19 protein-coding genes are annotated in these 23349 nt (G+C 66.3%); 8 read left to right on the forward strand and 11 right to left on the reverse strand.

The window, feature by feature from the left end; translation table 11 throughout:
- Positions 1 to 297: 297 nt before the first annotated feature.
- On the forward strand, positions 298 to 978 hold the full coding sequence (locus AC24YW_RS23905; protein WP_487485008.1) for a response regulator transcription factor: 681 nt from the start codon (positions 298 to 300) through the stop codon (positions 976 to 978).
- Entirely contained in the window at positions 975 to 2339 is a 1365-nt protein-coding gene (locus tag AC24YW_RS23910; RefSeq protein WP_487485009.1) for a sensor histidine kinase, read from the forward strand. Before AC24YW_RS23905 ends, AC24YW_RS23910 begins: the two co-directional genes overlap by 4 nt.
- Positions 2340 to 2852: 513 nt before the next feature.
- Here the strand turns inward: AC24YW_RS23910 and AC24YW_RS23915 are convergent.
- From AC24YW_RS23915 to AC24YW_RS23925, 3 genes are all read right to left on the reverse strand, one after another.
- Positions 2853 to 3206 carry a hypothetical protein gene (locus tag AC24YW_RS23915; RefSeq protein ID WP_487485010.1) on the reverse strand — a complete coding sequence of 118 codons (354 nt, stop codon included), beginning with the start codon at positions 3204 to 3206 and terminating at the stop codon, positions 2853 to 2855.
- 262 nt (positions 3207 to 3468) lie between these two features.
- Entirely contained in the window at positions 3469 to 4062 is a 594-nt protein-coding gene (locus tag AC24YW_RS23920; RefSeq protein ID WP_487485011.1) for a DUF2147 domain-containing protein, read from the reverse strand.
- A 185-nt stretch (positions 4063 to 4247) separates the two neighbouring features.
- Positions 4248 to 5276: an NAD(P)/FAD-dependent oxidoreductase gene (locus tag AC24YW_RS23925; RefSeq protein WP_487485012.1), complete on the reverse strand. Its 1029-nt coding sequence runs from the start codon at positions 5274 to 5276 to the stop codon at positions 4248 to 4250.
- 182 nt (positions 5277 to 5458) lie between these two features.
- Between AC24YW_RS23925 and AC24YW_RS23930 the strand changes: the two genes are divergently transcribed.
- On the forward strand, positions 5459 to 5926 hold the full coding sequence (locus tag AC24YW_RS23930; protein ID WP_487485013.1) for an acyl-CoA thioesterase: 468 nt from the start codon (positions 5459 to 5461) through the stop codon (positions 5924 to 5926).
- Between the two features lie 41 nt (positions 5927 to 5967).
- On the opposite strand, the gene AC24YW_RS23935 is transcribed toward AC24YW_RS23930, so the two are convergent.
- Positions 5968 to 6288, reverse strand: a complete 321-nt coding sequence (locus AC24YW_RS23935; protein ID WP_008143731.1) for a 2Fe-2S iron-sulfur cluster-binding protein — start codon at positions 6286 to 6288, stop codon at positions 5968 to 5970.
- A gap of 166 nt (positions 6289 to 6454) precedes the next feature.
- A complete protein-coding gene (locus AC24YW_RS23940; protein WP_487485014.1) occupies positions 6455 to 6829 on the reverse strand; it encodes an Hpt domain-containing protein in 375 nt (124 codons plus the stop codon).
- A gap of 395 nt (positions 6830 to 7224) precedes the next feature.
- Between AC24YW_RS23940 and AC24YW_RS23945 the strand changes: the two genes are divergently transcribed.
- A complete protein-coding gene (locus AC24YW_RS23945; RefSeq protein ID WP_487485015.1) occupies positions 7225 to 12933 on the forward strand; it encodes an apolipoprotein A-IV repeat region-like domain-containing protein in 5709 nt (1902 codons plus the stop codon).
- A 272-nt stretch (positions 12934 to 13205) separates the two neighbouring features.
- On the opposite strand, the gene AC24YW_RS23950 is transcribed toward AC24YW_RS23945, so the two are convergent.
- Genes AC24YW_RS23950 through AC24YW_RS23960 form a run of 3 tightly spaced genes read right to left on the reverse strand, consistent with a single transcriptional unit; the run spans position 13206 to position 16033 of the window.
- Positions 13206 to 14072 carry an MlaD family protein gene (locus tag AC24YW_RS23950; protein WP_487485016.1) on the reverse strand — a complete coding sequence of 289 codons (867 nt, stop codon included), beginning with the start codon at positions 14070 to 14072 and terminating at the stop codon, positions 13206 to 13208.
- 42 nt (positions 14073 to 14114) lie between these two features.
- Positions 14115 to 14897 carry an ABC transporter ATP-binding protein gene (locus AC24YW_RS23955; RefSeq protein WP_487485017.1) on the reverse strand — a complete coding sequence of 261 codons (783 nt, stop codon included), beginning with the start codon at positions 14895 to 14897 and terminating at the stop codon, positions 14115 to 14117.
- A gap of 2 nt (positions 14898 to 14899) precedes the next feature.
- Positions 14900 to 16033 carry an MlaE family ABC transporter permease gene (locus AC24YW_RS23960; RefSeq protein ID WP_487485018.1) on the reverse strand — a complete coding sequence of 378 codons (1134 nt, stop codon included), beginning with the start codon at positions 16031 to 16033 and terminating at the stop codon, positions 14900 to 14902.
- 131 nt (positions 16034 to 16164) lie between these two features.
- Between AC24YW_RS23960 and dgcA the strand changes: the two genes are divergently transcribed.
- Entirely contained in the window at positions 16165 to 17160 is a 996-nt protein-coding gene (gene dgcA, locus AC24YW_RS23965; RefSeq protein WP_487485019.1) for an N-acetyl-D-Glu racemase DgcA, read from the forward strand.
- Here dgcA and AC24YW_RS23970 read toward each other — a convergent pair.
- Positions 17130 to 18326: an MFS transporter gene (locus AC24YW_RS23970; RefSeq protein WP_487485020.1), complete on the reverse strand. Its 1197-nt coding sequence runs from the start codon at positions 18324 to 18326 to the stop codon at positions 17130 to 17132. The genes dgcA and AC24YW_RS23970 overlap by 31 nt on opposite strands.
- Positions 18327 to 18401: 75 nt before the next feature.
- On the opposite strand from AC24YW_RS23970, the gene AC24YW_RS23975 reads away from it, so the two are divergent.
- Both AC24YW_RS23975 and AC24YW_RS23980 read left to right on the forward strand, forming a co-directional pair.
- The gene (locus AC24YW_RS23975) at positions 18402 to 19838 is read left to right on the forward strand and encodes a hypothetical protein (RefSeq protein ID WP_487485021.1); all 1437 of its coding nucleotides are present in this window, start codon (positions 18402 to 18404) and stop codon (positions 19836 to 19838) included.
- Positions 19839 to 19963: 125 nt separating this feature from the next.
- The gene (locus tag AC24YW_RS23980; protein WP_487485022.1) at positions 19964 to 20317 is read left to right on the forward strand and encodes an ADP-ribosylation/crystallin J1; all 354 of its coding nucleotides are present in this window, start codon (positions 19964 to 19966) and stop codon (positions 20315 to 20317) included.
- Between the two features lie 10 nt (positions 20318 to 20327).
- On the opposite strand, the gene AC24YW_RS23985 is transcribed toward AC24YW_RS23980, so the two are convergent.
- Positions 20328 to 20687, reverse strand: a complete 360-nt coding sequence (locus AC24YW_RS23985) for a hypothetical protein (protein WP_036044570.1) — start codon at positions 20685 to 20687, stop codon at positions 20328 to 20330.
- A gap of 137 nt (positions 20688 to 20824) precedes the next feature.
- Positions 20825 to 21268, reverse strand: a complete 444-nt coding sequence (locus AC24YW_RS23990; RefSeq protein WP_487485023.1) for an RbsD/FucU family protein — start codon at positions 21266 to 21268, stop codon at positions 20825 to 20827.
- A 165-nt stretch (positions 21269 to 21433) separates the two neighbouring features.
- On the opposite strand from AC24YW_RS23990, the gene AC24YW_RS23995 reads away from it, so the two are divergent.
- Positions 21434 to 23263 (forward strand): caspase family protein, encoded by a 1830-nt coding sequence (locus AC24YW_RS23995; protein ID WP_487485024.1) that lies wholly within the window; start codon positions 21434 to 21436, stop codon positions 23261 to 23263.
- The last annotated feature ends 86 nt before the right edge of the window (positions 23264 to 23349 follow it).

Raw genomic sequence — 23349 nt, forward strand, 5'->3', positions numbered from 1 at the left:
CATCTGGTCCGGCAAAATTGCCCCAAGATTGCAAGGTGCGATCGGATGCTCCCCAGGGCCATGTCCGGCGCTGGCAGGCACGCCCGCCGGATCAACATTGCCCCAACATTGCCGCGGTGCGATCACGCCCCCAAAAACGTGACAGGCCGTGCCCGCGAGCTCGCCCGGTCCTGCCTTTTATTCGCCAAGCTCGCTGCCTTTATGGGAACCCTCGCGCACGAGCCGAAACGCCAGAGTTCGGCCAGGGAGCGTCACGGTCAGGGTTTTGTTGCCCCAGCAGAGTCAAGGACGACCCGCGTGCGCTCCCTCGTGATCGAAGACGAACCCCAGATCGGCGCCTATGTCAGGCGCCTGCTCGGGCAATTGCACGGCATCGTCGATCTGGTCGGCTCGATCGCCGATGCGCGCCAGGCATTGAGCAATTTCAAATATGATCTGGCAATCGTCGACCGGATGCTGCCCGACGGAGATGCGCTCCAGGTGGTCACGGCGCTGAGCCAGTCGCCCGACCGTCCTGCGATCATCATGCTGACGTCCAAGGACGCCAAGGAGGACGTCGTCGAAGGGCTCAATGGCGGGGCCGACGATTATCTCGGCAAGCCGTTCGAGCCGCAGGAGCTGCTCGCGCGCGTGCGCGCGGTGCTGCGCCGGCCGCGGCTGCTCGCTCCATCGGTGCTGTCGCTCGGCAACGTCGAGCTGCATCTCGGCAGCAACGAGGCGGTGGTCGCCGACACCAGGATCCTGCTGCGCCGGCGCGAGGCGCTGATCCTGGGGGCGCTGCTGATGCGGCGCGACCGCGTCATCACCCGCGCCGCCCTGATCGAGGAGATCTACGGCTTCGACGACGAGATCGAATCCAACACGCTCGAAGCCCAGGTCTCGCGCCTGCGCAAGAAATTGGCCGAGCTCGGCGGCGACGTCGAGATCCGCAGCATGCGGGGCATCGGCTACATCCTGCGGCTGGCAACGCCGCGATGAGGTCGATCGCCCGAACCTTTGCGCTGTCGCTCGGCATCGCCGCGACGACGATCTTCCTGGCCATGCTCGGCCTCTTCATCTGGCGCTACCCGACCGAGGAACGCGAGTTCAGGACATGTCAGGTCGTGGCCGCCGTTCTCGATCGCGCGACGGTGATCGAAGGGCAAAAACTGACAATACGTTCGACTCCTGCCCTCGAGGAATTGAAGGCGGACAGCCCAAACCTCTGGTACGTCGTGTCCGCGGGCGACCTGCTCAGCGAGTACGGCAGCGAACACCGGCCTCCCCTTCCCTTCGTGCTTCCTTACCACGGGCCCGTTGGTTCGTCCGTCTTCTACACGCTCGACCAGAAGAGCACTTTCTGTCTTTCCGCCGTGCAACGGGGCCCGTTGCGGCTCGCGATGATGGTCGGCGAGCCTCAGGTTCGCTTTGGCCGGATTGCAAGGACTTTCCTCCTCCGCAGGGTCTTTTCGATCTTCCTGGTGGCGCTGGCCTTTGCTGCAACCGTCGCCATTGGCTCGGCTTTGACTGCACGTTTCGTCTCTCGCAGCATCGAGCGGGTGGCGCGTCGCGCCCTCGCGATCGATCCGTCGGCGCCGCAGGGCCTGATCTCGCTGTCCGAGGTCCCTCGCGAGTTGAAGCCGCTGGTCGAGGCGCTGAACCGCGCTTTCGGCGAGATCGATGCCTATATCAGGATGCAGCGCCGCTTCCTCGGCAATGCCGCCCATCAGCTCCGCACGCCCCTGACGCTGCTGCGCGCCAAGATCGAGGACGTGCCCGAGCCGGCTCTGAAGGCCGAGCTGGTGCGCGACGTCCGCCGGCTGACCTCGCTGGTCTCGGCTATGCTGGACCTGGCGCGTTTGCAAAATCATGCGATCGAGAAGCGGCCGATCGATCTTGCCCAGATCACGCTGGATGTGCTGGCCGATTTCAGCCCCTCCGCGCTGGACGCCGGCATCGAGCTTGCGCTGGAGCACGACGGAAAAGGCCCATTCGTGGTGCAGGGCGTGGACGCTGCGATCCACAGTGCGCTTGCCAATCTCGTCGGCAACGCGCTCGTCCACGCCCATGGCGCGCGGCGCATCGTCGCCACGCTCGGCTGCGATGGCGTATCGATTCACGATGATGGCGCTGGCCTGCCCGATGGCGCCGAACACAGGCTGACCGAGCCGTTTCAGACCGGCAACGCCGCAGGTGAAGGCGCCGGCCTCGGCCTGTCGATCGTCCGCGAGATCATGGCGGCCCATGGCGGGGAGTTGATCGTCGCTTCCGCGCCCGGCTGCGGCACCACGATGCGCCTGCGCTTTGCCGGGGTCGCCGCGCCGGCGAGATCCGCGCAGCTCGATCTGCAAGAGCATTGAGCGGTGCGCATCGGCGCCTTCCGCGAAACCGTCCGGAAACATTGGCGCGGCAAACTTCTTCCGCGTTTCGTCCTTTCGCATCGAGCAATCGATATCTGCGCCGAAGACAACGGGAATGTTCGCGCAGGGGCGAACCTGTGCCGTCATCGCGGCGACCAAACCTCCGATTGACATCTTCCACGGAGATTTTCCAATGCGTGTTCTCTCGATGATTGCCGTTGCCGGCGCCATGATTGCGAGCTCGGCCGCCGCGTTCGCCAGCGAGCTTCCCTCCTAGTAACGTCGTTTCCGATCACGGCGACCCAGGTCCGGGTGCTCGGCGGCGCCGGCGTCGAGGAGCAGTCGGCAAGCCCTGCGATGACCGTGGCCGGCATGCCGGCCTCGCCGGTGCAGGTCTCCGTGCTGTCGCCGCGGATCAAGCAGCTCGCGAGCGCGGGTTCGAACAACCAGGCGCGCTAAGCTTGGCGTTGTCGTTCCGGCTCGGCGCTCCGCGTCGGCCGGAATGACGCGCGTCTACGTCATGCTGCCCGGCATGAAGCAGCGCACGCGCGGATGGCCGTCGACATAGTGCTTCCACACCATGGTGCGGCCGAACTTGTTCGGCACGGTGATCACGGCGCCGTCGGGCACCACGACCCACTCGTCGTCGATGCGCACGCGGTAGCGACCGCGATCGGACTCCCAATCGACGTCGGCAATGACGTAGCCGTCGGCATCCGAGCAGCATTGCCCGAACTCGCTATGCAGACTCTCGAACCAGGGTTTCAGGGGCGAGTTGGCGAAACGGCCGTCGTCACGCGCCAGCGCCGAATGCGTCAGCACCGTCAGCCCCAGCAGCACGGCGGCACACTGTCTTGCAGGTTTCATGTGGTCTCCGCGGTCGAAGTGATCACCGCGGGGCAAACGCTGCCGTCCGCCGTCCGCATCGCGCGCGGCAGGCGTGGAGACGGCGACTCGCTCCCCCAGCAGCTTTGCCGACAGCTATGCAAATCCAGCGCCAGCGCGCATTCCGGGGAACTACTGGAGGGGGTCCGAGGCGCGTTCGCCATTCAACGAAGGTGCCGCACGGGCTGGAAACCCTGCGCCAAGGCGAGAGCTATTGAGGCCGCGCAGCGCGCGGCTTGCGCCCTTACTGCTTTGCCGGCGCCGTCATCGCGCCGCCCTTCTTCACCGCGGGCGCCGGTTGCTTGGCGGCTGCAGCCTGCGCGGGCAAGTATTTTGCGACGATGGCCGGATCGACCTGCGCGATGTTGGCATCGGGCAGGCGCGTCCAGGTCTCGTCCTTGCCGAGCAGCGCGATGCCGAGATAGCCGCGCAACGTCAGGGTCTGACCGTCGGGGCTGACCCGCATGTTGGCCTTCCAGATCTGGCCGTCGCGCGGATTGAGCACGTTGCCGCCCTCGTACTTCAATCCTTCGCGCTTCATGTCGCGGACGAAGGAGATGCCGAGCACCCGAGCGTTCTTGCGATCGTCGGTGCACTTGGAGCAGACCTCGTTCGGGTCGTCGGTCGGCCGCGGGAAGGTCTTGGCGATCACGCCTTCGAACACGCCGTTGCGATCGACGAAAAGGAACCATCCGACGGTCCTGCCGTCTTCGACCTTCTGCCAGAGGCCCGCCGCCGTGGGCTCGGCGGTCTGCGCCGCGCACGGCGTCACGATCGCGAGCGACAATGCGAGTGCGACGAAGGAGAGCAGCCGAAAGCTGGAAACGAGAGTCCGCATTATCATCACCTTGCTGAGCCAATCACCTTTGCTGAGCCAAGACTAAGCCAAGACTTCGCAGAGCCAAGCTTTGCTGAGCCAAAAACCTGGCCGAGCCTACGACCGGAATGGCCGCAGACTACGGCGATTTCGCGAACGGTTCCAGCACCAGAAACATGGGGCATCGCCGCCCCGCAACGCTTCGGTCAGTTGACACCGAGCTTCTTTTGCAGGCTGGAGGACGAGGTCGTGTACTGGAACACGAGCCGCTTCTCCGGATAGACATAACGATGGGCTTTTTGCGACATCAGCGCGCCCTCGTGGAAGCCGCACAGGATCAACTTGATCTTGCCGGGATAGGTGTTGATATCGCCGATCGCGAAGATGCCCGGCACGTTGGTCTCGAACGCGGACGTCTCCACCGGAACCAGATTGTTCTCCAGCGCAATGCCCCAGTTCGCGACCGGGCCGAGCTTCATGGTGAGCCCGAAGAACGGCAGCATGGTGTCGCAGGCGATTTCGCTGATGCTGTTGTCGTTGCCCTTGACGGTCGCGCCGGTGAGCTTGCCGTCAGCGCCGGAGAGCGCGGTGACCTGGCCGAGCCGCAGATCCATCTTGCCGCCGGCAACCAGCGCGCGCATCTGCTCGACGCTGTGGGGCGCGGCGCGAAACTCGTCGCGCCGATGCAGCAGCGTGATGCGCTTCGCAATCGGATGCAGATTGAGCGTCCAGTCGAGCGCGGAATCGCCGCCGCCGACGATCAGCACGCTCTTGTCGCGGAACGTCTCCATCTTGCGCACGGCGTAATGCACCGAGGTGCCTTCAAAGGCCTCGATGCCGGGCACCGGCGGGCGCTTGGGCTGGAACGAGCCGCCGCCGGCCGCGATCACCACCACCTTGCATTCGAACACCTTGCCGGCATCCGTGGTGCAGCGAAACAAGGGATCGCCGATCTTCTCCACGGTCTCGACCATCTCGCCGAGATGGAAGGTCGGATGAAACGGCTTGATCTGCTCCATCAACGCGTCGGTCAGCCCCTGCCCCGAAACCTGCGGAATGCCGGGAATGTCGTAGATCGGCTTTTCCGGATAGAGCTCGGCACACTGGCCGCCGACCTTGTCGAGGATGTCGACGAAATGCGCCTTCATGTCGAGAAGGCCGAGCTCGAAGGCGGCGAACAGACCACACGGCCCGGCCCCAATAATCAGCACATCGGTTTTGATCACGTCGCTCATGTCGTCTCTTTATCGATCGTTATCGGTTGGACGGCGCCCGTTGGGCAGAGGTGACCCCGCCTGTCTAGCCAACGGGGATGGAACAGGGAAGGCATAAAAGCGGGATCGCCCCGCAGCCGCGCCCACTTGCCGGGCCAAAATAACTGGGCTGTAACGAGGAGGGATATGACGGAGATCAATCGGTGAACGCACCAGCCCGCCTCGACACGACCCCGCGCCTTGAGGACTTTCCGTTTCGCCTCAGCGACAACGTCCGCTTCGGCGATCTAGACCCGAACCAGCACGTCAACAACGCGGTCTACGCCACTTATTTCGAGACCGGCCGTGTCACGCTGATGAAGCTTCCCGAATACGGGCTGACCCCGCCGGGGCTCGCCTGGATCATGGTGCGGCTCGACATGCACTTTCGCGCCGAGCTGCACTGGCCGGGCACGATCGAGCTCGGCCTCGGCGTGGTCAAGCTGGGGCGAACGTCGGTGACATTCGAGCAGGTCGTGTTCTCGAACGGCACGTGCATCGCGTCGGCGACGTCGGTCGGCGTCCTGCTCGACGAGGCGACGCGGCGACCGGCGCCGCTGACTGCAGAGGTGATCGAGAAGCTCAAACCCTGGCACAAGCGCGGCATCGAGGTGGCGCCGCCGAGCATCTAGTCGACTTGGAGAAGCTGCTTGGAGAGTCTGCTTGGAGACGATCAGGCCTGGCGCTCGGGCGTTGCCACGACGAGGCCGTCGAGCTCGTCGGAGACCTTGATCTGGCAGGACAGGCGCGAATTCGGGCGCACGTCGAAGCCGAAGTCGAGCATGTCCTCTTCCATCGGCGTCGGGCTGCCGACCTTCTCGCGCCAGGCTTCGTCGACATAGACATGGCAGGTTGCGCAGGCGCAGGCGCCGCCGCATTCGGCCTCGATGCCGGGAATGCTGTTGCGGATCGCAGCTTCCATCACGGTTGCGCCGTTCTCGATTTCCACCGTGCGGGTTTCGCCCTTGTGGTCGACAAAGTGAATCTTGGCCATGTGTGCTCGTGCTGCCGCGGTGCTTTGAATGAAGGAGGGTCCCGGCTGTCCTATAACGGGTCGGTCAGCCCGGCGCCATAGCGTTTTGTGACGAATTGAATCCCCGCTTCGCGGGAAGAAGACGCGTCAAAACAAGCGACTAGAGCCCGACTCCGGCCGTATCGGCTCAACGCTTCAGCATCGCCGCGATGGCAGCGCGGGCCTCGGCCACCGCCTCTTTCAGCGCGGCGAAGGCGTGGGGCCGGCCATGGCCGGTCCGGATCGCGATCTCGAGGCTGGCAGCGGCATCGGCCACCGCAAAGGCACCGACCCCGCGCGCCGAGCCCTTGAGCTTGTGCGCGAGCGTGCCGGTCTCGGCCGGCAATGCCGTCATCGCCGCGAGCAGACGGGCCGCCTGCTCCGCGAACATGGCCAGAACTTCCTGCTCCAGCTCGGCGTCGCCGAGCGTCATCCGGGAGAGGTGATCGAGGTCGAGCGGGCTGTCGATGGGCGCAAGCGGGGGCGAAGGCATCCAGTCCATCCCTTGCAGTTCAGGCGTCATGGCGCAGGCCCCGGCATCGCGCGACGGCCGCCGGTCCGGCGGTCAGGTTCCCTCACACAAGCACGGAAATGGTTAACGAAATGTTGGGCGCGTTTGACGCAGGTCCGCCGCTTTATTGACGAAAAGTTGCCGCAATTGGCCGAGTCCGGTTGAGAATTGCGTTGATTGCTAAGGCGTTACGGCGCGATCCTGTTAACGATGATTAAGAATGTCTTAATCGCGGGCATTTCATTCGCGACGCTCTGCCAATAGGATGTTGCAGAAATTGGCGGACAAGCCGTCCGGGTGGGGACGGCTCGGAGATCCGCGCAAGCGGCATGATCCGGTCTGTGGGCTTGCGCCGCGCGCAGGGCTCGCGGGGGGACGCGTACAAGTAACGAGGGCTCGGACTGAACATGGCGAACACTCCGAAAAAGGTCAAAGACCCTACAGAAGTTGCGCTTTCTGCGATCCAGGAAGCCCTGAACATCAGCGACACGGCGGCCGATACCAGCCGCAACGCCACGATGCGCAACGAAACGGCGCCCCCGGTGCCGCCGGCCGCGCCACCGGTGTTCGATGAGCCGAGCTTCGAGCCGCGCCCCGCCGCCAATGAGCGGTCGACCGTGTTCGACCCGGTCGAGGAGCCGCGCACCGCGCGCCGCGCCGCCAATGACGACCGCGAGACCATCGGCCAGCTGCTCCAGGCGCTGCAAAAGGGCCGCCCTGCCCGCAGCGTTTACACCTTCGCCACCATCTTCGCCGGCATCTGGCTCGCGGCCTGCGCCGCGCTGACCTTCGGCTTCCTGCCCTCGATCCAGGCCGCCATGGGCCAGAGCGGCGGCGTGCTCGTGATCGCCGGCCTCGTCGCGATGTTCTTCGCGCCGATCATGCTGTTCTACTTCCTCGCCAGCCTGGTCTGGCGCGGCCAGGAAATGCGGATGATCGCGCAGGCGATGGCGCAGGTCGCGATCCGCTTCTCCGAGCCGGAAGGCTCGGCCTCCGATTCCATGGTCACCGTCGGCCAGGCCATCCGGCGCGAGGTCGCGGCGATGGGCGACGGCATCGAGCGCGCGATCGCGCGCGCCGGCGAGCTCGAGACGCTGGTCGCCAACGAGGTCGCCGCGCTCGAACGGGCCTATTCCGACAACGAGGTGCGCATCCGCGCTTTGCTGCAGGACATCGCACATCAGCGCGACAATCTGGTCGGCCAGGCCGAGCAGGTTCGCAGCGCCATTTCAGGCGTGCAGATCGACCTGCGCCACGACATCGCGCTGATCTCGGACGCGATCGCCTCCCGCGTCGATGAGGTGGCCAAGTCCATCACCGGCGCTCTGGAAGAGCGCGGCGCCCACATCACCCAGGCGCTGAGCAATGCCGGCGACAACATGATCCTGGCGCTCGGCGAGCGCGGCGGCGACTTGCTCGACCGCCTCGAGGAAGCCAGCAACGAGACCACGCGCGCCGTGCTCGACGCCAGCGAGCGGCTGACCACCAGCCTCAACTTCAAGACCGGCCACGTCCACGACGAGTTCGTCGACCTCGCCGACCGCGTCCACGAGATGCTGAACGAGCGCATCGACCGCATCACCGGCGAGTTCGAGCAGCGTTCCGCCGCGATCGTCGACGGCATCTCCGAGCGCACCGAGCAGGTGCACGATTCCTTGAAGAACTCGTCGGACTCGCTGCTGCTCGAGCTCGAGCTGCGGTCCAACGACATCTCCGCCAAGATCGACGACGCCGGCAACCGCCTCGCCGGCCAGATCATGACGAGCGGCGACAAGGCCAGCGAAGCGCTCGACGCCACCGTCAACGCTCTCGTCGCCAAGGTCGTCAGCCAGACCGAGACCGCGCACGATTCGCTGTCGCTGCAGATGAGCGCGTTCGACGAGCTGGTGCGGAACCAGGGCACCGAGCTGGTCGAGAAGTTCGCCCGCGATTCCGGCACGCTGGGCGCGCTGATCACCCGCCACATCTCCGAGTTCGACCGCACCGTGAAGACCTTCGGCGGCGAGATCGTCGAGCGCATGGGCCAGCGCACGCAGGACATCGCCGAGACGCTGAAGACCTATGTCGACGATTTCGACACCCGCTTCACCTCGAACGGCGGCCAGATCACGGCGGTGCTCGACCAGCGCCTCGCGCAGTTCGAGACCACGATCGGCGAACGCGTCGGCAATATCGACGCCTCGCTGAACGGCAAGATCGCCAGCCTCGACGGCACCATCCAGGGCCACATCAGGACCTTCGACGAGCAGCTCGTCGGCCGCGTCGCCGCGCTCGAGCTGTCGTTCGACAGCCGCGCAAAGTCGATGACCGAGACCATCGACGGACGCATCAACACGCTGGCGACGTCGCTGACCGACGGAGCCGCGCAGGCGATCCAGTCGATCGACTCGCGCCTCACCTACCTCACGACCTCCCTGACCGACGGCGCATCGCAAGCCATCGAAACAATCGATGCTCGCCTGAATCACCTTACAACGTCGCTGACCGATGGTGCGTCGCAGACCATCCACTCGATCGATACCAGCTTGACCCACCTCACGACGACGCTCACGGGTGGCGCGACGCAGGCACTCGAGTCCATCGACTCCCGCCTCACCTACCTCACCACCGCCGTGACCAACGGCGCATCGCAGGCCGTGCAGTCGATCGACACGCGCCTGACGCTGCTGACCTCGACGCTCACCGACGGCACCGCGCAGGCGATCGAGGCGGTCGACCGCCGCATCACCGGCGTCACCGAGATCATCGACGGCCGCAGCATGCATCTGACCGACACGGTCACGGCACGCTTCCAGGAGATCCAGCAGGCCATCGAGACCAAGGTCGGCTCGGTCGCCAGCGACATCGACGTGCGCGTGGCGCAGTTCGAGGATCTGCTCGGCTCCCGCGTCGAGGCCGTGGCCGGCCGCATCGAAAGCAGCGGACGCCAGGCCAGCGAGGACATGATGTCCCGCGCCGAGATGATCTCAACCGCGATCCGCTCGCATGTCGAGGACGCCGAGCGCTCGCTCACCAACCTCGTCGTCAACACCAGCGAGACCATCCAGACCGGCGCGCGCACCGCCCAGCAGTCGCTGCTGACGGTCTCCTCCGACGTCAATGCCCAGCTCAAGATGACCTCCGCCGAGGTCGAGCAGGCGCTGACCGCGGTCGGCACCGGTGCGGCGAACTCGATCCTGACCAGCGCCCGCGAAGCGCAATCGACGCTGGTCGCGGCCTCGGGCGAAGCCGCCAACCAGATCAAGGGGCTCGCGGCCGACGTCGAGCGCACGCTGTCGGCGGCCGGCTCCGCCACCGCGGCCTCGATCCTGGCCGGCGCCCGCGAGGTGCAGACCACCCTCGTCACCGCGTCCTCGGATGCGGCCAACCAGGTCAAGACGCTCACCGCCGACGTACAGCGCTCGCTGTCGATGGCCGGCACCGCCACGGCGGAATCGATCACCGCCGGCGCCCGCGATGCGCAGAGCACACTGATCGCGGCCTCGACCGAGACCGCAAACCAGATCAAGGCGCTGTCCTCGGACGTGCAGCGTTCGCTGACGATGGCGGGCACCTCGACGGCCGAGACCATCATGAGCGGCGCCCGCGAGGCGCAGAGCACGCTGGTGACGGCGTCCTCGGACGCGGCGAGCCAGGTCAAGTCGCTCGCGGCCGACGTGCATCGCTCGCTCTCGCAGGTCGGCCAGACCACCGCCGAGACCATCACCACCAGCGCCCGCGACGCCCAGAGCACCCTTCTTGCCGTCTCCGCGGAACAAACCAGCCAGGTCCGTTCGCTCGCGGCCGAGATGCAGCGCGCGCTGGCGACCGCCGGCGGCGCCACCATCGAGGCGCTGACCAGCGGCGTGCGCGAGGCCCAGGGCACGCTGATCTCCGCCTCGACCGATGCGGCGAGCCAGATCAAGTCGCTGACCACGGACATCGAACGCACGCTGACCGCGGTCGGCGCCGACACCGCCTCGACCATCCTCAACAGCGCGCGTGAGGCCCAGATCTCGCTGACCTCGACCTCGGCCGACGCCGCGAGCCAGATCCGCACGATCTCGACCGAGATCGAGCGCACGCTGAGCGCGGCCACCGCCAACGCGACCAACGACATCCAGACCAGCGCGCTCACCGCCCAGAACGCGCTGATCTCGGCCTCCAACGAGGCGAGCTCGCGCGTCAAGTCGAGCTCGGCCGACGTCGAGCGCTCGGTACTCGCCGCCAGCTCCAGCTTCGGCCAGGCCATGACCGGCAAGACCGACGAGATCGTCACCTACGTGCAGCAGCAGGCCGACCGTCTGTCGAACATGATCGACGCCAAGCGCGGCGCGCTGGTCGACGCGATCGGCTCCAAGACCAGCCAGCTCACGCTCGACATCGACCGCGTCACCTCCGACGCGCTGAAGTCGATCGAGACGCGCGGCCAGGCCTTCTCGCAGACCATGATGGGCAACGGCTCGGACGTCGCCCGCACCATCAACGCGGCGAGCGAGGTCGCCACCACCGCGGTCAGCAAGTCGCTCAAGGATCTCGAGCAGGCCTCGCGCTCGGCGATCGACCAGTCGCGCCAGGTCTCGATCGCGGCGGTCACGGAGATGCAGGAGACCAGCAAGATCCTGCGCACCGACACGGTCGCCCTGTTCGAGCGCCTGCGCGAAGGCAACATCCTGCTCCAGGAGGTGCTGACCGGTGCGCACGACAACCTCAACTCGCTCGAGCGGGCGCTGGTGACGCGCGTCGCCGACTTCGTCTCGGCGATGAACGACGTCACCTCGCGCAACGGCGCGGCGACGCAGAACCTGGAAGAGCAGCTCAACGTCTTCAACAGCAAGACCACGAAGGCGCTACAGGATCTCGGCGAGCTGTCGACCCAGTTCGACAAGCATGGCCAGGCGCTGGTCGAGGCCGCGCAGGTCGTCGAGCAGAGCAACAAGAACACCACTGCTTCGCTCGCCGAACGCAAGCAGGCGCTGGAATCGCTCGTCACCACGATCGACCTGCGCACGGCCGATCTCGACCAGCGGCTGTCGCGCTTCACCGGCCTGCTCGATGAATCGCTCGCCGCGGCCGAAGAGCGCGCCCGCGACATCGCCCGCGTCGTCGCCGAGACCGCCGGCGCCGGCTCGGCCGCGATCACCCGCCAGTTCGAGGCGGTGCGCGCGGCCTCCGAAGAGGAGCACCGGCAGACCATCGAGGCGATGCACGACATCTACCGCCAGACCACGGACGAGGCGGATGCGATGTTCAAGCAGTCGACCGAGAAGTTCACCAACCTCGTCGCCAGCATGAAGCAGATGGCTTTCGAGATGCACAATGAGCTCGAAGCCACCCGTAACGAGCTGCGCCGCGGCGTGCTCGAGATGCCGCAGGAGGCCGCCGAGAGCACGGCGCAGATGCGCAAGGTGATCGTCGACCAGATCGAGGCGCTCGCCGAGCTCAACCGCATCGTGGCGCAGCATGGCCGCGGGCTCGACGTCACGACCACCGGCCGCGCCTCCGTCGCCGTCCGGCGCCAGGAAGAGCCGATGATGGCAACGGCCGAGGTTCGTGGCACCGAGACCCGCATGCGCGACGCTGGGAGCGCGTCCACGCTGCCGCCGCCGGACCTCGGCATGCCGGCCGCGCGCCGCACCGAAGCGCCGCCGGTCGCGCCCGGTGGCAACGACCAGGGCCGTGACGGCTGGCTGTCGGACCTGCTCAACCGCACCGACGCCAACCAGGGCGCGCCGGCCGGCCAGGCTCCGCGCGGCCGCGCGGCACCCGCGCCGCAGCCGCAGGCGCCGCAGGCAAGCGGCAATCCGCTGGAATCGCTGTCGCTCGACATCGGCCGGCTGATGGACCGCAACCTCGCCGCCGAGATGTGGGACCGCTACCAGCGCGGCGAGAACAAGGCCTTCACCAAGCGCCTCTACACGCCCGCCGGTCAGAAGGCCTTCGACGAGGTCGCCCGCAAGTACCGCGCCGACCGCAACTTCAAGGGCACGGTCGACCGCTACGTCGCCGAGTTCGAGCGCCTGCTCGACGAAGTCGCCCGCGACGGCCGCGGCCCGCAGGAGCTGCGCAGCCACCTGATCTCGGAGACGGGCCTGGTGTACACCCTGCTCGCGCACGCGGCGGGACGACTGGGGTGAGCGGAAGCTCGCCAATGGCGAATTGCGAATAGCGAATGAAAACGGAGCCCTCGCAGGCTCCGTTTTTGTTTGGGGCGCGTGATTCGCACTCGTGCCCCGGACGCAGCGCAGCGCTTCTTCAGCGGTGCGCTGCTGAGCCGGGGCCCATGTCACGGCTTGTACCCGTGTTGCCATCTGGGTCCCGGCTCAGCGCAGCAACGCTGGCGCGTTGCAGCGCGTCCGGGACACGAGACCTACGACGACCAAAGTGCGAAGTGCACGAACGCGTGCGCCTACCGCCTCGGCGCTGCCGCGGGCTTCGGCGGCTCGGGCGGCGGGGCGGCTGGCGCGCTGTTGCTGGCGCCGAACAGCACGCGGGTCGGGTTGCGGTCGAAATTGTTCACGGCGCGGCTGATGTCGCCGAGGGTGCGGCGGCCGTCGGCCATCAAAGCACCCGAGCGCTTGTCGAAATCCTCGGCGAGCTCGCGGATCGACTTCACCGCCTGGAACAGCTCGCCACCGTCCTTGCCGCCGGCCAGCGTGTTGAGGCCGAGCATGAGGCTGTCGGCCTTGAGCATGACGCCGTCGACCTTGGCCATCACGGCGTCGATCTTCTCGGAATTGCGCGCCAGCGAGTTGGTGAAGGTCTCGAGGTTCTTCAGCGAGTTCTTCACCGATTCCTGATTGTCGGAGACGATCTTGTTGACGTTCTGCAGCGTGGCGCGGATCGCCTCGGTGACGTCCTGGAGCTTGTTGGGGTCGGCCGTGAGCGTCGGGATGCCGTCCTGGTCGAGCGGCGGCGACGGCGCGGCCTCTTCGCCGCCCTTCAGCGAGATCGCGGCAACGCCGGTGAGGCCCTGGAATTCGAGGCCGACGAGTGTGTCCTTGCGGATCGGGGCGTTGTTCTCGATCATCGCGAGTGCGACAACCCGCCGCGGGTTGTCGAGTTTCACTGAGACCACCTCGCCCACCCTGATACCGTTGAAATTCACGCTACCGCCGTTGCGCAGGCCCGCCGCCGGCCCCTCGAACACGACGCGAAGCGGGCTGCGCTGCTTGGTGGTGTGCAGCGACTGAAACCACAGCACGAAACCGATCGCGGCCGCGATCACCGCCAGCGTGAACGAGCCGATCAAGATGTAATTCGCCCGCGTTTCCATCAGGTGCTCCGGCTACTCGACCCAGCTACTCAACCCAGCTACTCAGCCCATGACCGCGCGGGCGCGCTTGCCATGAAAATACTGCCTCAGCCAGGGATGCTGCGAGGCCTGCATGTCGGCGATCGACCCTGCCGCAATGATCTTACCGTTCCCTAAAACGGCGATGCGGTCACATGCTGTGTATAGGCTGTCGAGGTCGTGGGTTACCATGAAAACCGTCAGCCCCAAAGTGCGCTGGAGGGTTCGGACCAAGTCGTCGAAGTCGCCGGCGCCGATCGGATCGAGACCGGAGGTCGGCTCGTCCAGGAAGACGAGGTCGGGATCGAGCGACAGCGCGCGTGCCAGCGCCACGCGCTTGATCATGCCGCCGGAGAGCTCGGACGGGAAACGCTCGGCGACCTCGGGCTTGAGCCCGACCATGGTGAGCTTGGCCATGGTGATCTCGTCCATCAGCCGCTGCGAGACGCGCAGATATTCGCGCATCGGAAACTGGATGTTCTGCCGCACGGTCAGCGAGGAGAACAGCGCGCCCTGCTGGAACAGGACGCCCCAGCGCCGCTCGACGTTGCGCCGCTGCGTCGTGCTCGAGGAATCGAGATCAACGCCGAACACTTCGATGGAGCCCGCGACCTTCGGCACGAGGCCGATGATGGTGCGCGTCAAAACGGACTTGCCCGCGCCCGAGGGGCCGACAAATCCCAAAATCTCGCCGCGCTTGACGTCGAGGTTGAGACCGTCCAGCACGCGTGTTGCGCCGAACTGCACGGTGATGTCGCGGACGCGGATGATCGGATCCTGTATCTCGCTCTGAGTTTCTCTTGCCATCGTCACATTCCGATCGAGGCAAAGAAGATGGCGAAGATGCCGTCCATGACGATGACGAAGAAGATGCCCTTCACCACCGAGGCGGTAGTGTGCTGCCCCAGCGATTCCGCGCTGCCCTGCACGGCGAGCCCTTCGACGCAGGCGACGATGCCGATCACGGCGGCCATCACCGGTGCCTTGACGATGCCGACGATGAAATGGTCGATCGAGATGGCATCGCGCAGGCGCAGCAGGAAGGCCTCCGGCTGAACGCCGCCATAGAGCCAGGCCACCAGGCCGCCGCCATAGAGTGCGGCCATGGCGCCGAGAAATGCGAGGATCGGCAGCGCCAGCACCAGCGCCATCATGCGCGGCAGCACCAGAACCTCGATCGGGTCGAACCCCATGGTGCGCAGCGCGTCGATCTCCTCGCGCATCTTCATCGAGCCGAGCTCGGCGGTATAGGCGCTGCCGGAGCGGCCCGCGACCATGATCGCGACCAGCAGCACGCCGATCTCGCGCAGCACCAGGACGCCGAGCATGTCGACGACGAAGATGTCGGCGCCGAAGCGGCGGAAATGGAAGATGCCCTGTTGCGCGATGATGCAGCCGATCAGGAACGTGATCAGCACGATGATCGGCACCGCGCGCCAGCAGACCTGCTCCATGTGGTGCACGGTCGAGGTCAGGCGGAACGAGCGCGGATGGATCAGGACGCGAAACCACGCCGCGAGCACGGCGCCCAGCATGTCGACGAGGCCCGCCACCGTGCCGGCGACGCCGGCCACGGCCCGTCCGATCTGCTCCAGCATGCCGGAGATGGTGATCGGATTGTTGTCGACCATTGCCGTCGCCCTGACCCGCCGCACCTCGTCCACGAGGCTGGAATAATTGGCGGAGAGGCCTGCGATCTGGGCCTCGACGGGTCCCTTGGTCAGGCTGCGGCGCAGCCGCTCGAGCAGCCAGGCGCCGAACGTGTCGAGCTTGGCGACCTCGGAGACGTCGATGAAGATGCTCTGCGGGCTGCCTGCGAGCTTCTCGGCGTCCGCCACCATCCGCTCCAGGAGCGGCGCAAAGCTCGCGGTCCAGGTCCCGGTGGCGCACAATGCCAGCGCGTTGCCCTTGGCAATCCGCTCCAGCTTCGGATCGCCACTCATGTCCGCTCCCGTGCCGGGGCGGAGAAAATCAGATGGTTGCGCACGCGCCCTTACCCAGAGAAGGTATCCCCAAGGGGTTAATGTTAGTTGCTAGAGGTAACTAGCAGGTTCAGATTTCGCCAGAGTTCAAAATGACTTCCAGCAAACTTGTGTCTCTGGCGGCGCGAATCGAGCGCTTCCCGATCGCCGGCAGCTTTACCATCAGCCGGGGCGCCAAGACCGAGGCCGTCACCGTCGTGGCGGAGGTCAGCCGGGACGGCCTGACCGGCCGCGGCGAGTGCGTGCCCTATCCCCGCTACGGCGAGACGCCGGAGGCGACGCTGGTCGCGATCCAGGCCATGCAGGAGGCCGTCGCGGGCGGGCTGACGCGAGAGACCCTCCAGGCCGCCATGCCACCAGGCGCGGCCCGCAACGCCCTGGATTGCGCCCTGATCGACCTCGAGGCCAAGGCGGCCGGCTTGCGCGCCTGGAACCTGCTGGGCCGCCCGGCCCCGGTGGAGCGCACCACGGCTTACACGATCTCGTTAGCGACTCCCGAGGCGATGGCCGCGGCGACCGCCAAAGCGGCGCACCGTCCGCTGCTCAAGATCAAGCTCGGCGGCGACGGCGATCCGGAGCGGATCGCCGCCGTACGCAAGGCCGCCCCTGAAGCCGAGTTGATCGTCGATGCCAACGAGGCCTGGACCGAGGCCGATCTGGAAGCCAATCTCGCCGCCTGCGCCGCTTCCGGCGTCACCCTGGTGGAGCAGCCGCTGCCGGCAGGCCGCGACGAAGCGCTGGCGCGCATCAAGCGCCCCCTCGCCGTCTGCGCCGACGAGAGCGTGCACGACCGCGCTTCGCTTGCGCCCTTGCGCGAACGCTACGACGCCGTGAACATCAAGCTCGACAAGACCGGCGGCCTCACCGAGGCGCTGGCCATGGCCGATGCCGCGCAAGCGCTCGGCTTCGAGATCATGATCGGCTGCATGGTCGCGACCTCGCTGTCGATGGCGCCTGCGATGCTGGTGACACCGCAGGCGCGCTTCGTCGATCTCGACGGCCCCTTGCTGCTGGCGCGCGACCGCGACCACGGCCTGCGCTACGACGGCAGCCTGGTCTATCCGCCGGACGCTTCGCTCTGGGGCTGAGCCGTGAGGCGATGCCGCGCCGACCAGATCAGGATGGCACCGGCAGCGGCCATCGTGGCCATGACGTAATAGACATTGTCGCCAATGCGGGCATAGATCGCGCCTGACGCGATCGAGGTCGCCGCCCCCAGCAGCCCGTTGCAGGCGGCGTAATAGCCCTGCCCGCGCGCGATCTGATGCGAAGGCACGCGCTGCACCAGCAAGTTCATGGTGCCGAGGATGGTCAGGCCGAAGCTGAAGCCGTGGCCGAGCTGGGCGATCGCGAGCAGCACGAGCGGCGGCTCGCTCGCGGTGATGATCCAGCGCAGCACGGCGATCACGCCGCCGATCGCCATCAGCGTGGACGGCTGCAGCGAGAAGCGCGGCGACAGCGCGAACACGACGATCTCGGCCATCACGCCCAGCGTCCACAACACCGCGATGGTCAGCCCGCTGATGCCATGGAGTTGCCAGTCGATGGCCGAGAAGGTGTAGAAGGCGATGTGGCTGCTCTGGATCAGCGCCGCCGACGCGATCACGGCCCAGAAGCCGGCATCGCGCAGCAGCGGCTTGCCGGCGTGCCGCTCCGGCGTCCTCCGCCTGAGATCGTCGAGCGGCTGCAGCAGCAGGCTGGCGAGAACCGCGACCACGGCCCAGGCCACGATGACCCAGATCAGGTCGCGCGGAGCGATGACGTCGACGAGGTAGCCGCAGGCGAGCGAGCCGGCGGCGAACGCCGCCGACCCCCACAGCCGCAAGGGGCCGTAGTCGAGCCCGTAGCGGGCGACGCCGCGCAACGCATAGGCGTCGGTCAGCGGCATCGTCGGCGTCCACATCATGCAGGTCAGCGCGTAGATCAGGAACAGCGCCAGCGGCTGCTGCTGCAGGCCGACCGCCGTAAATCCGATCGCGGTGGCCAGCACCGACAGCATGATGGCGGCGCGAATGGCCTGCCGCTTTTCGGCGAAGGCGGTCACTTGCGGCAGCGTGGTGAAGCGCGTGATCGCCGGCAGGGCGTTGATGATGCCGATCCAGGCCGCGTCGATGCCGATCGCCTTCAGCCAGACCGGGAAGAACGGCATGTGCGTGCCCAGAACCGCAAAGAAGGCCGAATAGAACACGGCGAGGCTCACGGCGAATCGCCGCTTCGTCGCTGCCGCGATGGGGATTTGTGATTCGGACTGCATCAAACCAATTGCGATTCGGTCGATATCGTGGTGATCGTTACAGTAACGCGCACTGATTTGCGCGACGAGATTGTCATGGCCAACGAAGCATTCGCCCTCTCGCCCATGTCTGCCCGCGCGGCCGCGCCGAACGAGCAGGATTACGAAGCGATCCGCGAAGCCTTCATGGAGACCGCGCGCGGCCGCTGGTTCCTCGGCGAGTATGCCAAGCGCAACCGCAACGCCGACACAAGCATGGTGCTGGATGCGGTCGCCAGGATCGAGGAAACCCTTGCGGCACAGCGGCAACCGGTCGTCGAGGACCGCTTGCCCGAGGCGCTGGTCGAGATCCGCCGCGCCATCCGCGAAGCCGAGACGATCGCGCTCGCCGCGTTCGATCCCGGCGCGATCGAGGCGAGCCTCGCGCCGATCCCGCGCGGGGTCCGCATCATCAAGGAGATCTCCTGGCGCTGGCGCGAGATCGGCGCCGACGGGCGAATCTGCGACCTCATTGATTCGCAGCTGGCCTCGATCGAGGCGGCCTGCGGGCAGATCTCGACCCTCGATCCCCGCATCGAGCTCAAGGCTGCGTTCGATCTGCTGAAGGACCGGGTCGAGCAGCTCGACGGCGACGCAACGCCGCAGGCCGCTGCGCCGGCCCCGGCGCAGGAGGCGCCGTCAACGGTCGCCTCGCCCGTCGAGACGGCGCCTGCGGCGATGGCCGGCGATGTACCCGTGGCTTTTACGGAGACGCGCGAAGAGATCGCAGCAGCTTCGGAACTCGATACGCCCCTCGCCGCAACCGCCGTCGCGGAAACCGCCGCCATGGCCGAGCAGGCGATGGACGCGGCCGCCGCCGAGGAGATCGCGGCCGACAGCCAGATCCCTGCCGAAAGCGCGGCGCTCGAAAACACGCCCGATGAGGCCGAGCTCGACGCCGTTGCGTTTGAAGAACCGGCCGCTAAGCCGGAGGCCTTGACGGAAGCCAGCGACGAGTTCTCGCTCGACGCCGCAGCCGAGGCCGAGGACGAAGCCATCCTCGAGGCCATCGCGATGGAGATGGCTGCGCCCGATCCCGACTTCGACGAGATCATCGAGCCGGTGGAGATGGCGGCCGCAACACCGGAGCCGGCGCGCGCGGATGTCGTTGCGTCCATTGCAACCGAACAGCCGCAACCGGTCGCAGCTGAGCCGGTTGTCGTAGCCATCGCCGAAGAGCCCGCAGCGGACGCGCCGATCGCGCTGGACTCGCTCGCGCGCCTCACCGACGCCATCGCGGAAGCTGCCGCCGAAGTGATGGAGCAGCAGGCACCGGCCATGGCGGCCACGGCATCATCGGCGGCAGCCCCGACCGCGACGCTGCCGATGCCCTCGCCCATGTCTTCACCCCTGCCCGCGTCCATGTCCGACGCCTCGCTCGGCGCCACCATCCTCGCCAGCGGCATCCTGCAAAAACCCCGCGCCCCGGCCAACGACCCGCTCGCCCCGATCCGCCGCATGACCCAGGCCGAGAAGATCGCGTTCTTTTCGTAAGGGCGCGCGCTCCCACACACCGTCATTGCGAGCGGAGCGAAGCAATCCAGGCTGTCTCCGCGGAGGGATTCTGGATTGCTTCGCTGCGCTCGCAATGACGACGCTCGATCTTGGACCTCACGAACATGTCTCCCATCGAAGACACCCTCACCCTCTGGCGCCCCATCGGTCCAAAGGAGCTGGAGCTGATCCAGCAATCCGGCATGCGCGCGTTTCCGCCGCGCCTGCCCGACCAGCCGATCTTCTATCCGGTGCTGACCGAAGACTACGCCATCAAGATCGCGCGCGACTGGAATGTCCCGGCGAGCGGATCGGGCTTCGTGACCCGTTTTGCAGTCAAGCGCAGCTTCATCGAAAGATACGATGTGCAGGAAGCGGGCGGGCGCTCACATCTGGAGTACTGGATTCCGGCCGAGGACCTCGATGCGTTCAATGCCGCAATCGTCGGCTTGATCGAGGTCGTCCGCAGCTTTCCCTGACCTCGGCGCCTCACCCGCAATTCCAGATCGGACCAATCGGCGTGCGCGTCCAGCACGGACCGAAGCTGCCGCCGTTGTAGCGGCCGCCGTTGAAGCCGGGACGGCCGAAATAGTGCCACTCGCCGTCCCAGCGGTAATATTGCGGAACCGGATCGATATACCAATGGCGCCGGTCGGCACGCGACAGGCGCCGCATGGCGTCCTTCTGCTTGTAGAGCGGAATGCTGTTGCTGAGCGGCTGCCGATAGCCCGGCAGAAAGCCGTAGCCCTTCCAGACCGGCTTGGGGCGCTTTTGCACGGGTTCGGCGGGCGCGACGGCGGGCAGCAGCGACAGGACGACAGCAACAAAGAGACACAGAAGGCGAGACATGAATCGACGATAGACAGGCGGATGCGAGAAGGCCACTCAAATTCGAGTGCTTGCTGAGCTTCCCAGGCGCGGGGATCTTCGCACACGAGATCGCATCCGCTTTGCATCAAGCGTTTCGTCGATCGAACGCGGCTCCACTAGCCGATCACGCCCTTGCGGATCAGGAAGCAGCCATAGCCTCTGCTGTCACCGACCTGCACGACGCCAAAGCCGGCCGCCGCCGCGCGATAGAAATCCGAACGCGCGAGCTTGCCGGGCGTGACTGGCCGGCCAGCGGCACGTGCGATCTCCGCGAGCACTGCGCGCTGCACCTCGGGCACGCGGTCGGGATCGTCGACCGGCATCATCACACGCACCGGATCGGGATCGAAATCGTCGAGCGGATAGACCGACATGATGGCGCGGATGGCAGTGTCCATCGTCATGCCCGGCAATTGGATCAGGCGCTGCGACGAGGTGCTCTGCGCGATCCGGGAGGCGGGGTGATTGGCATCGACGAACACGAGGTCGTCGCCATGGCCCATCGCGGCGAGCAGCCAGAGCAAATCGGGGGTCAGGATCGGATCGATCGATTTCAGCATGTGGCGGACGTCCTCCCAATCGATCGCTAACCATAACAGGTTCCGAGCGTGATTCAGATCACGGAGGCGACCATGGTGACAGGGATCACGGACCGCAAGGCTCGAACGCGGTCAAGCTTGGGCGCAACCAATCTCGCATCGAGATGAGTGCCAAAGGAGCACGCCATGTTCCGCCTAAAGCCCTTTTTCATGACAGCGAGCCTGTTGGGAAGCCTATTCGGCTTCGCCTGCGGGCCGGTTTCCGCGCAGGTTGCCCCGGTGCAGCCCGCCCCCACCGCGCTGCAAGGCCCGGAGCAGCGGGTGGCGCTGGTCATCGGCAATGCGAACTACCAGAACGCGCCGCAGCTTGCGAATCCCGACGATGACGCCCAGTCGATGGCGCAGTTCCTGAACTCCGCCGGGTTCGAAGTGGTCGCCGCGACCGACTTGACCCAGAACGACATGCTCCGCGTCGTCCAGGACTTCTCCGCCAAGGTCGCCTCGCGCGGTCCGAATACGGTCGCGATGGTCTATTACGCCGGCCACGGCGTGCAGCTCGCCGGCGAGAACTATCTGGTTCCGGTCGACGCCAAGGTCTCCAGCCCGACCGAGCTCGTCAACAATTCGCTGCGCCTCGTCGACGTGATGTCGACGCTCGAGACGATCCCGAGCCGCATGCGCATCGTCATCCTCGATGCCTGCCGCAACAACCCGTTCCCTGAAATCAACGACGCCGGCCGCGGCCTCGCCATCGTCGATGCGCCGAACGGCTCGATCGTCGGCTACTCGACCGCGCCGGGCACCGAGGCGCTCGACGGCACCAATGGTCACAGCCCCTACACGCAGGCGTTCCTGAACGTCGCACGCGAGCCCAACGTGCCGATCGAGCAGCTGTTCAAGCGCGTGCGCCTGCAGGTCAACCAGACCACCAGCGGCGCGCAGATTCCGTGGGAGAGCTCGTCGCTGACGAGCGACTTCACCTTCTTCGGTGACACCGCCGTTGCCGCCAACCGCGCGCCGGTGAAAGCGCCTGTCGTGCAGATGGCCTCCAATTTGCCGAGCCGCTCCACCCGCCAGGCCTATGATTACGTTGTGTCCGAGGGCCGGCCGGAGTACTATCAGGAGTTCATCCGGATGTACCCGCACGACCCGCTGTGCGACCACATCCGCTGGCTGCTCAACAACATCCTGATCTCGCAAGCCTGGCACAAGGCGGTGCTCGCCAACTCGCCGCTCGCCTACAAGAGCTTCTATGACAGCTACGGCAACAGCCCCTATGCGCAGGTCGCGCTGAAGCTGCAGGTGCAGCCGAAGCAGATCCCCCTGATGCAGGCGACCAAGTTCCTGGCGCCGCAGAACATTGCCCCGACGCTCAAGATCGGCAATCTCGGCCAGCCCAAATACATGCCGCTGATGCCGTCGGGCAATGGCGCGCAGGTGAACGGCAATCTGCCGGTCGTGCAGAAGCCGCTCGACGGCAATGTCGTCGGCAAGCTCGGCAATGGCGGCCAGATCGTCACCCTGCCTGCCGGCAACAACCAGCCGAACCCGCAGAACGGCACGCCGCCGCAGACCCCGGGCAAGATCGTCACGCTGCCTGCGCCGACCAACACCATCAACGGCAAGGCCGGCATCGGCAAGATCGTGACCCTGCCTGCGACCAACAATCCGCAGAACGGCGGCAACAATGCCGGCACACCCAACAGCTCTCCGCCCAAGATCGTCGGCATGCCGGTGAATGTCGGCAAAGGCGGCACCAGGATCGACGTGAAGCCGGTCAACGTTCAGACGCAGAACCAGCCGATCCGCGTCACCAACGGCAACACCGGCATCATGAAGCCCAACAACAATCCGGTCAGCAAGGTGCAGGTGCAGACCAACGTGCAGACGAGCCGTCCGCAGCTCACCACGGTGCCGAACCGCATGGTCAGCAGCAACAACAACTTCCGGCAGTCGATGAACCAGGCGCCGAGCATGAACAATGGTGGCAGCCGTCGCGGCGGCTTCATGCACTGATTGCGGCGAGCGAGACGAGAAAGGGGCAGAGCGGAAACGCTCTGCCCCTTCTTCATGTCTGGCCTTGGTCATTCCGGGATGCGCCG

It is taken from the genome of Bradyrhizobium sp. USDA3516 (assembly GCF_057651995.1).

Bases quoted from the DNA above. Each gene is read 5' to 3' on its own strand.
- AC24YW_RS23960 (WP_487485018.1), bottom strand. From the start codon at position 16,033: ATGAGTGGCGATCCGAAGCTGGAGCGGATTGCCAAGGGCAACGCGCTG.
- AC24YW_RS23950 (WP_487485016.1), bottom strand. From the start codon at position 14,072: ATGGAAACGCGGGCGAATTACATCTTGATCGGCTCGTTCACGCTGGCG.
- AC24YW_RS23985 (WP_036044570.1), bottom strand. From the start codon at position 20,687: ATGTCTCGCCTTCTGTGTCTCTTTGTTGCTGTCGTCCTGTCGCTGCTG.
- AC24YW_RS23915 (WP_487485010.1), bottom strand. From the start codon at position 3,206: ATGAAACCTGCAAGACAGTGTGCCGCCGTGCTGCTGGGGCTGACGGTG.
- AC24YW_RS23995 (WP_487485024.1), top strand. From the start codon at position 21,434: ATGTTCCGCCTAAAGCCCTTTTTCATGACAGCGAGCCTGTTGGGAAGC.
- AC24YW_RS23940 (WP_487485014.1), bottom strand. From the start codon at position 6,829: ATGACGCCTGAACTGCAAGGGATGGACTGGATGCCTTCGCCCCCGCTT.
- AC24YW_RS23955 (WP_487485017.1), bottom strand. From the start codon at position 14,897: ATGGCAAGAGAAACTCAGAGCGAGATACAGGATCCGATCATCCGCGTC.
- AC24YW_RS23975 (WP_487485021.1), top strand. From the start codon at position 18,402: ATGGCCAACGAAGCATTCGCCCTCTCGCCCATGTCTGCCCGCGCGGCC.
- AC24YW_RS23935 (WP_008143731.1), bottom strand. From the start codon at position 6,288: ATGGCCAAGATTCACTTTGTCGACCACAAGGGCGAAACCCGCACGGTG.
- dgcA (WP_487485019.1), top strand. From the start codon at position 16,165: ATGACTTCCAGCAAACTTGTGTCTCTGGCGGCGCGAATCGAGCGCTTC.
- AC24YW_RS23980 (WP_487485022.1), top strand. From the start codon at position 19,964: ATGTCTCCCATCGAAGACACCCTCACCCTCTGGCGCCCCATCGGTCCA.
- AC24YW_RS23925 (WP_487485012.1), bottom strand. From the start codon at position 5,276: ATGAGCGACGTGATCAAAACCGATGTGCTGATTATTGGGGCCGGGCCG.
- AC24YW_RS23945 (WP_487485015.1), top strand. From the start codon at position 7,225: ATGGCGAACACTCCGAAAAAGGTCAAAGACCCTACAGAAGTTGCGCTT.
- AC24YW_RS23990 (WP_487485023.1), bottom strand. From the start codon at position 21,268: ATGCTGAAATCGATCGATCCGATCCTGACCCCCGATTTGCTCTGGCTG.
- AC24YW_RS23920 (WP_487485011.1), bottom strand. From the start codon at position 4,062: ATGCGGACTCTCGTTTCCAGCTTTCGGCTGCTCTCCTTCGTCGCACTC.
- AC24YW_RS23970 (WP_487485020.1), bottom strand. From the start codon at position 18,326: ATGCAGTCCGAATCACAAATCCCCATCGCGGCAGCGACGAAGCGGCGA.
- AC24YW_RS23910 (WP_487485009.1), top strand. From the start codon at position 975: ATGAGGTCGATCGCCCGAACCTTTGCGCTGTCGCTCGGCATCGCCGCG.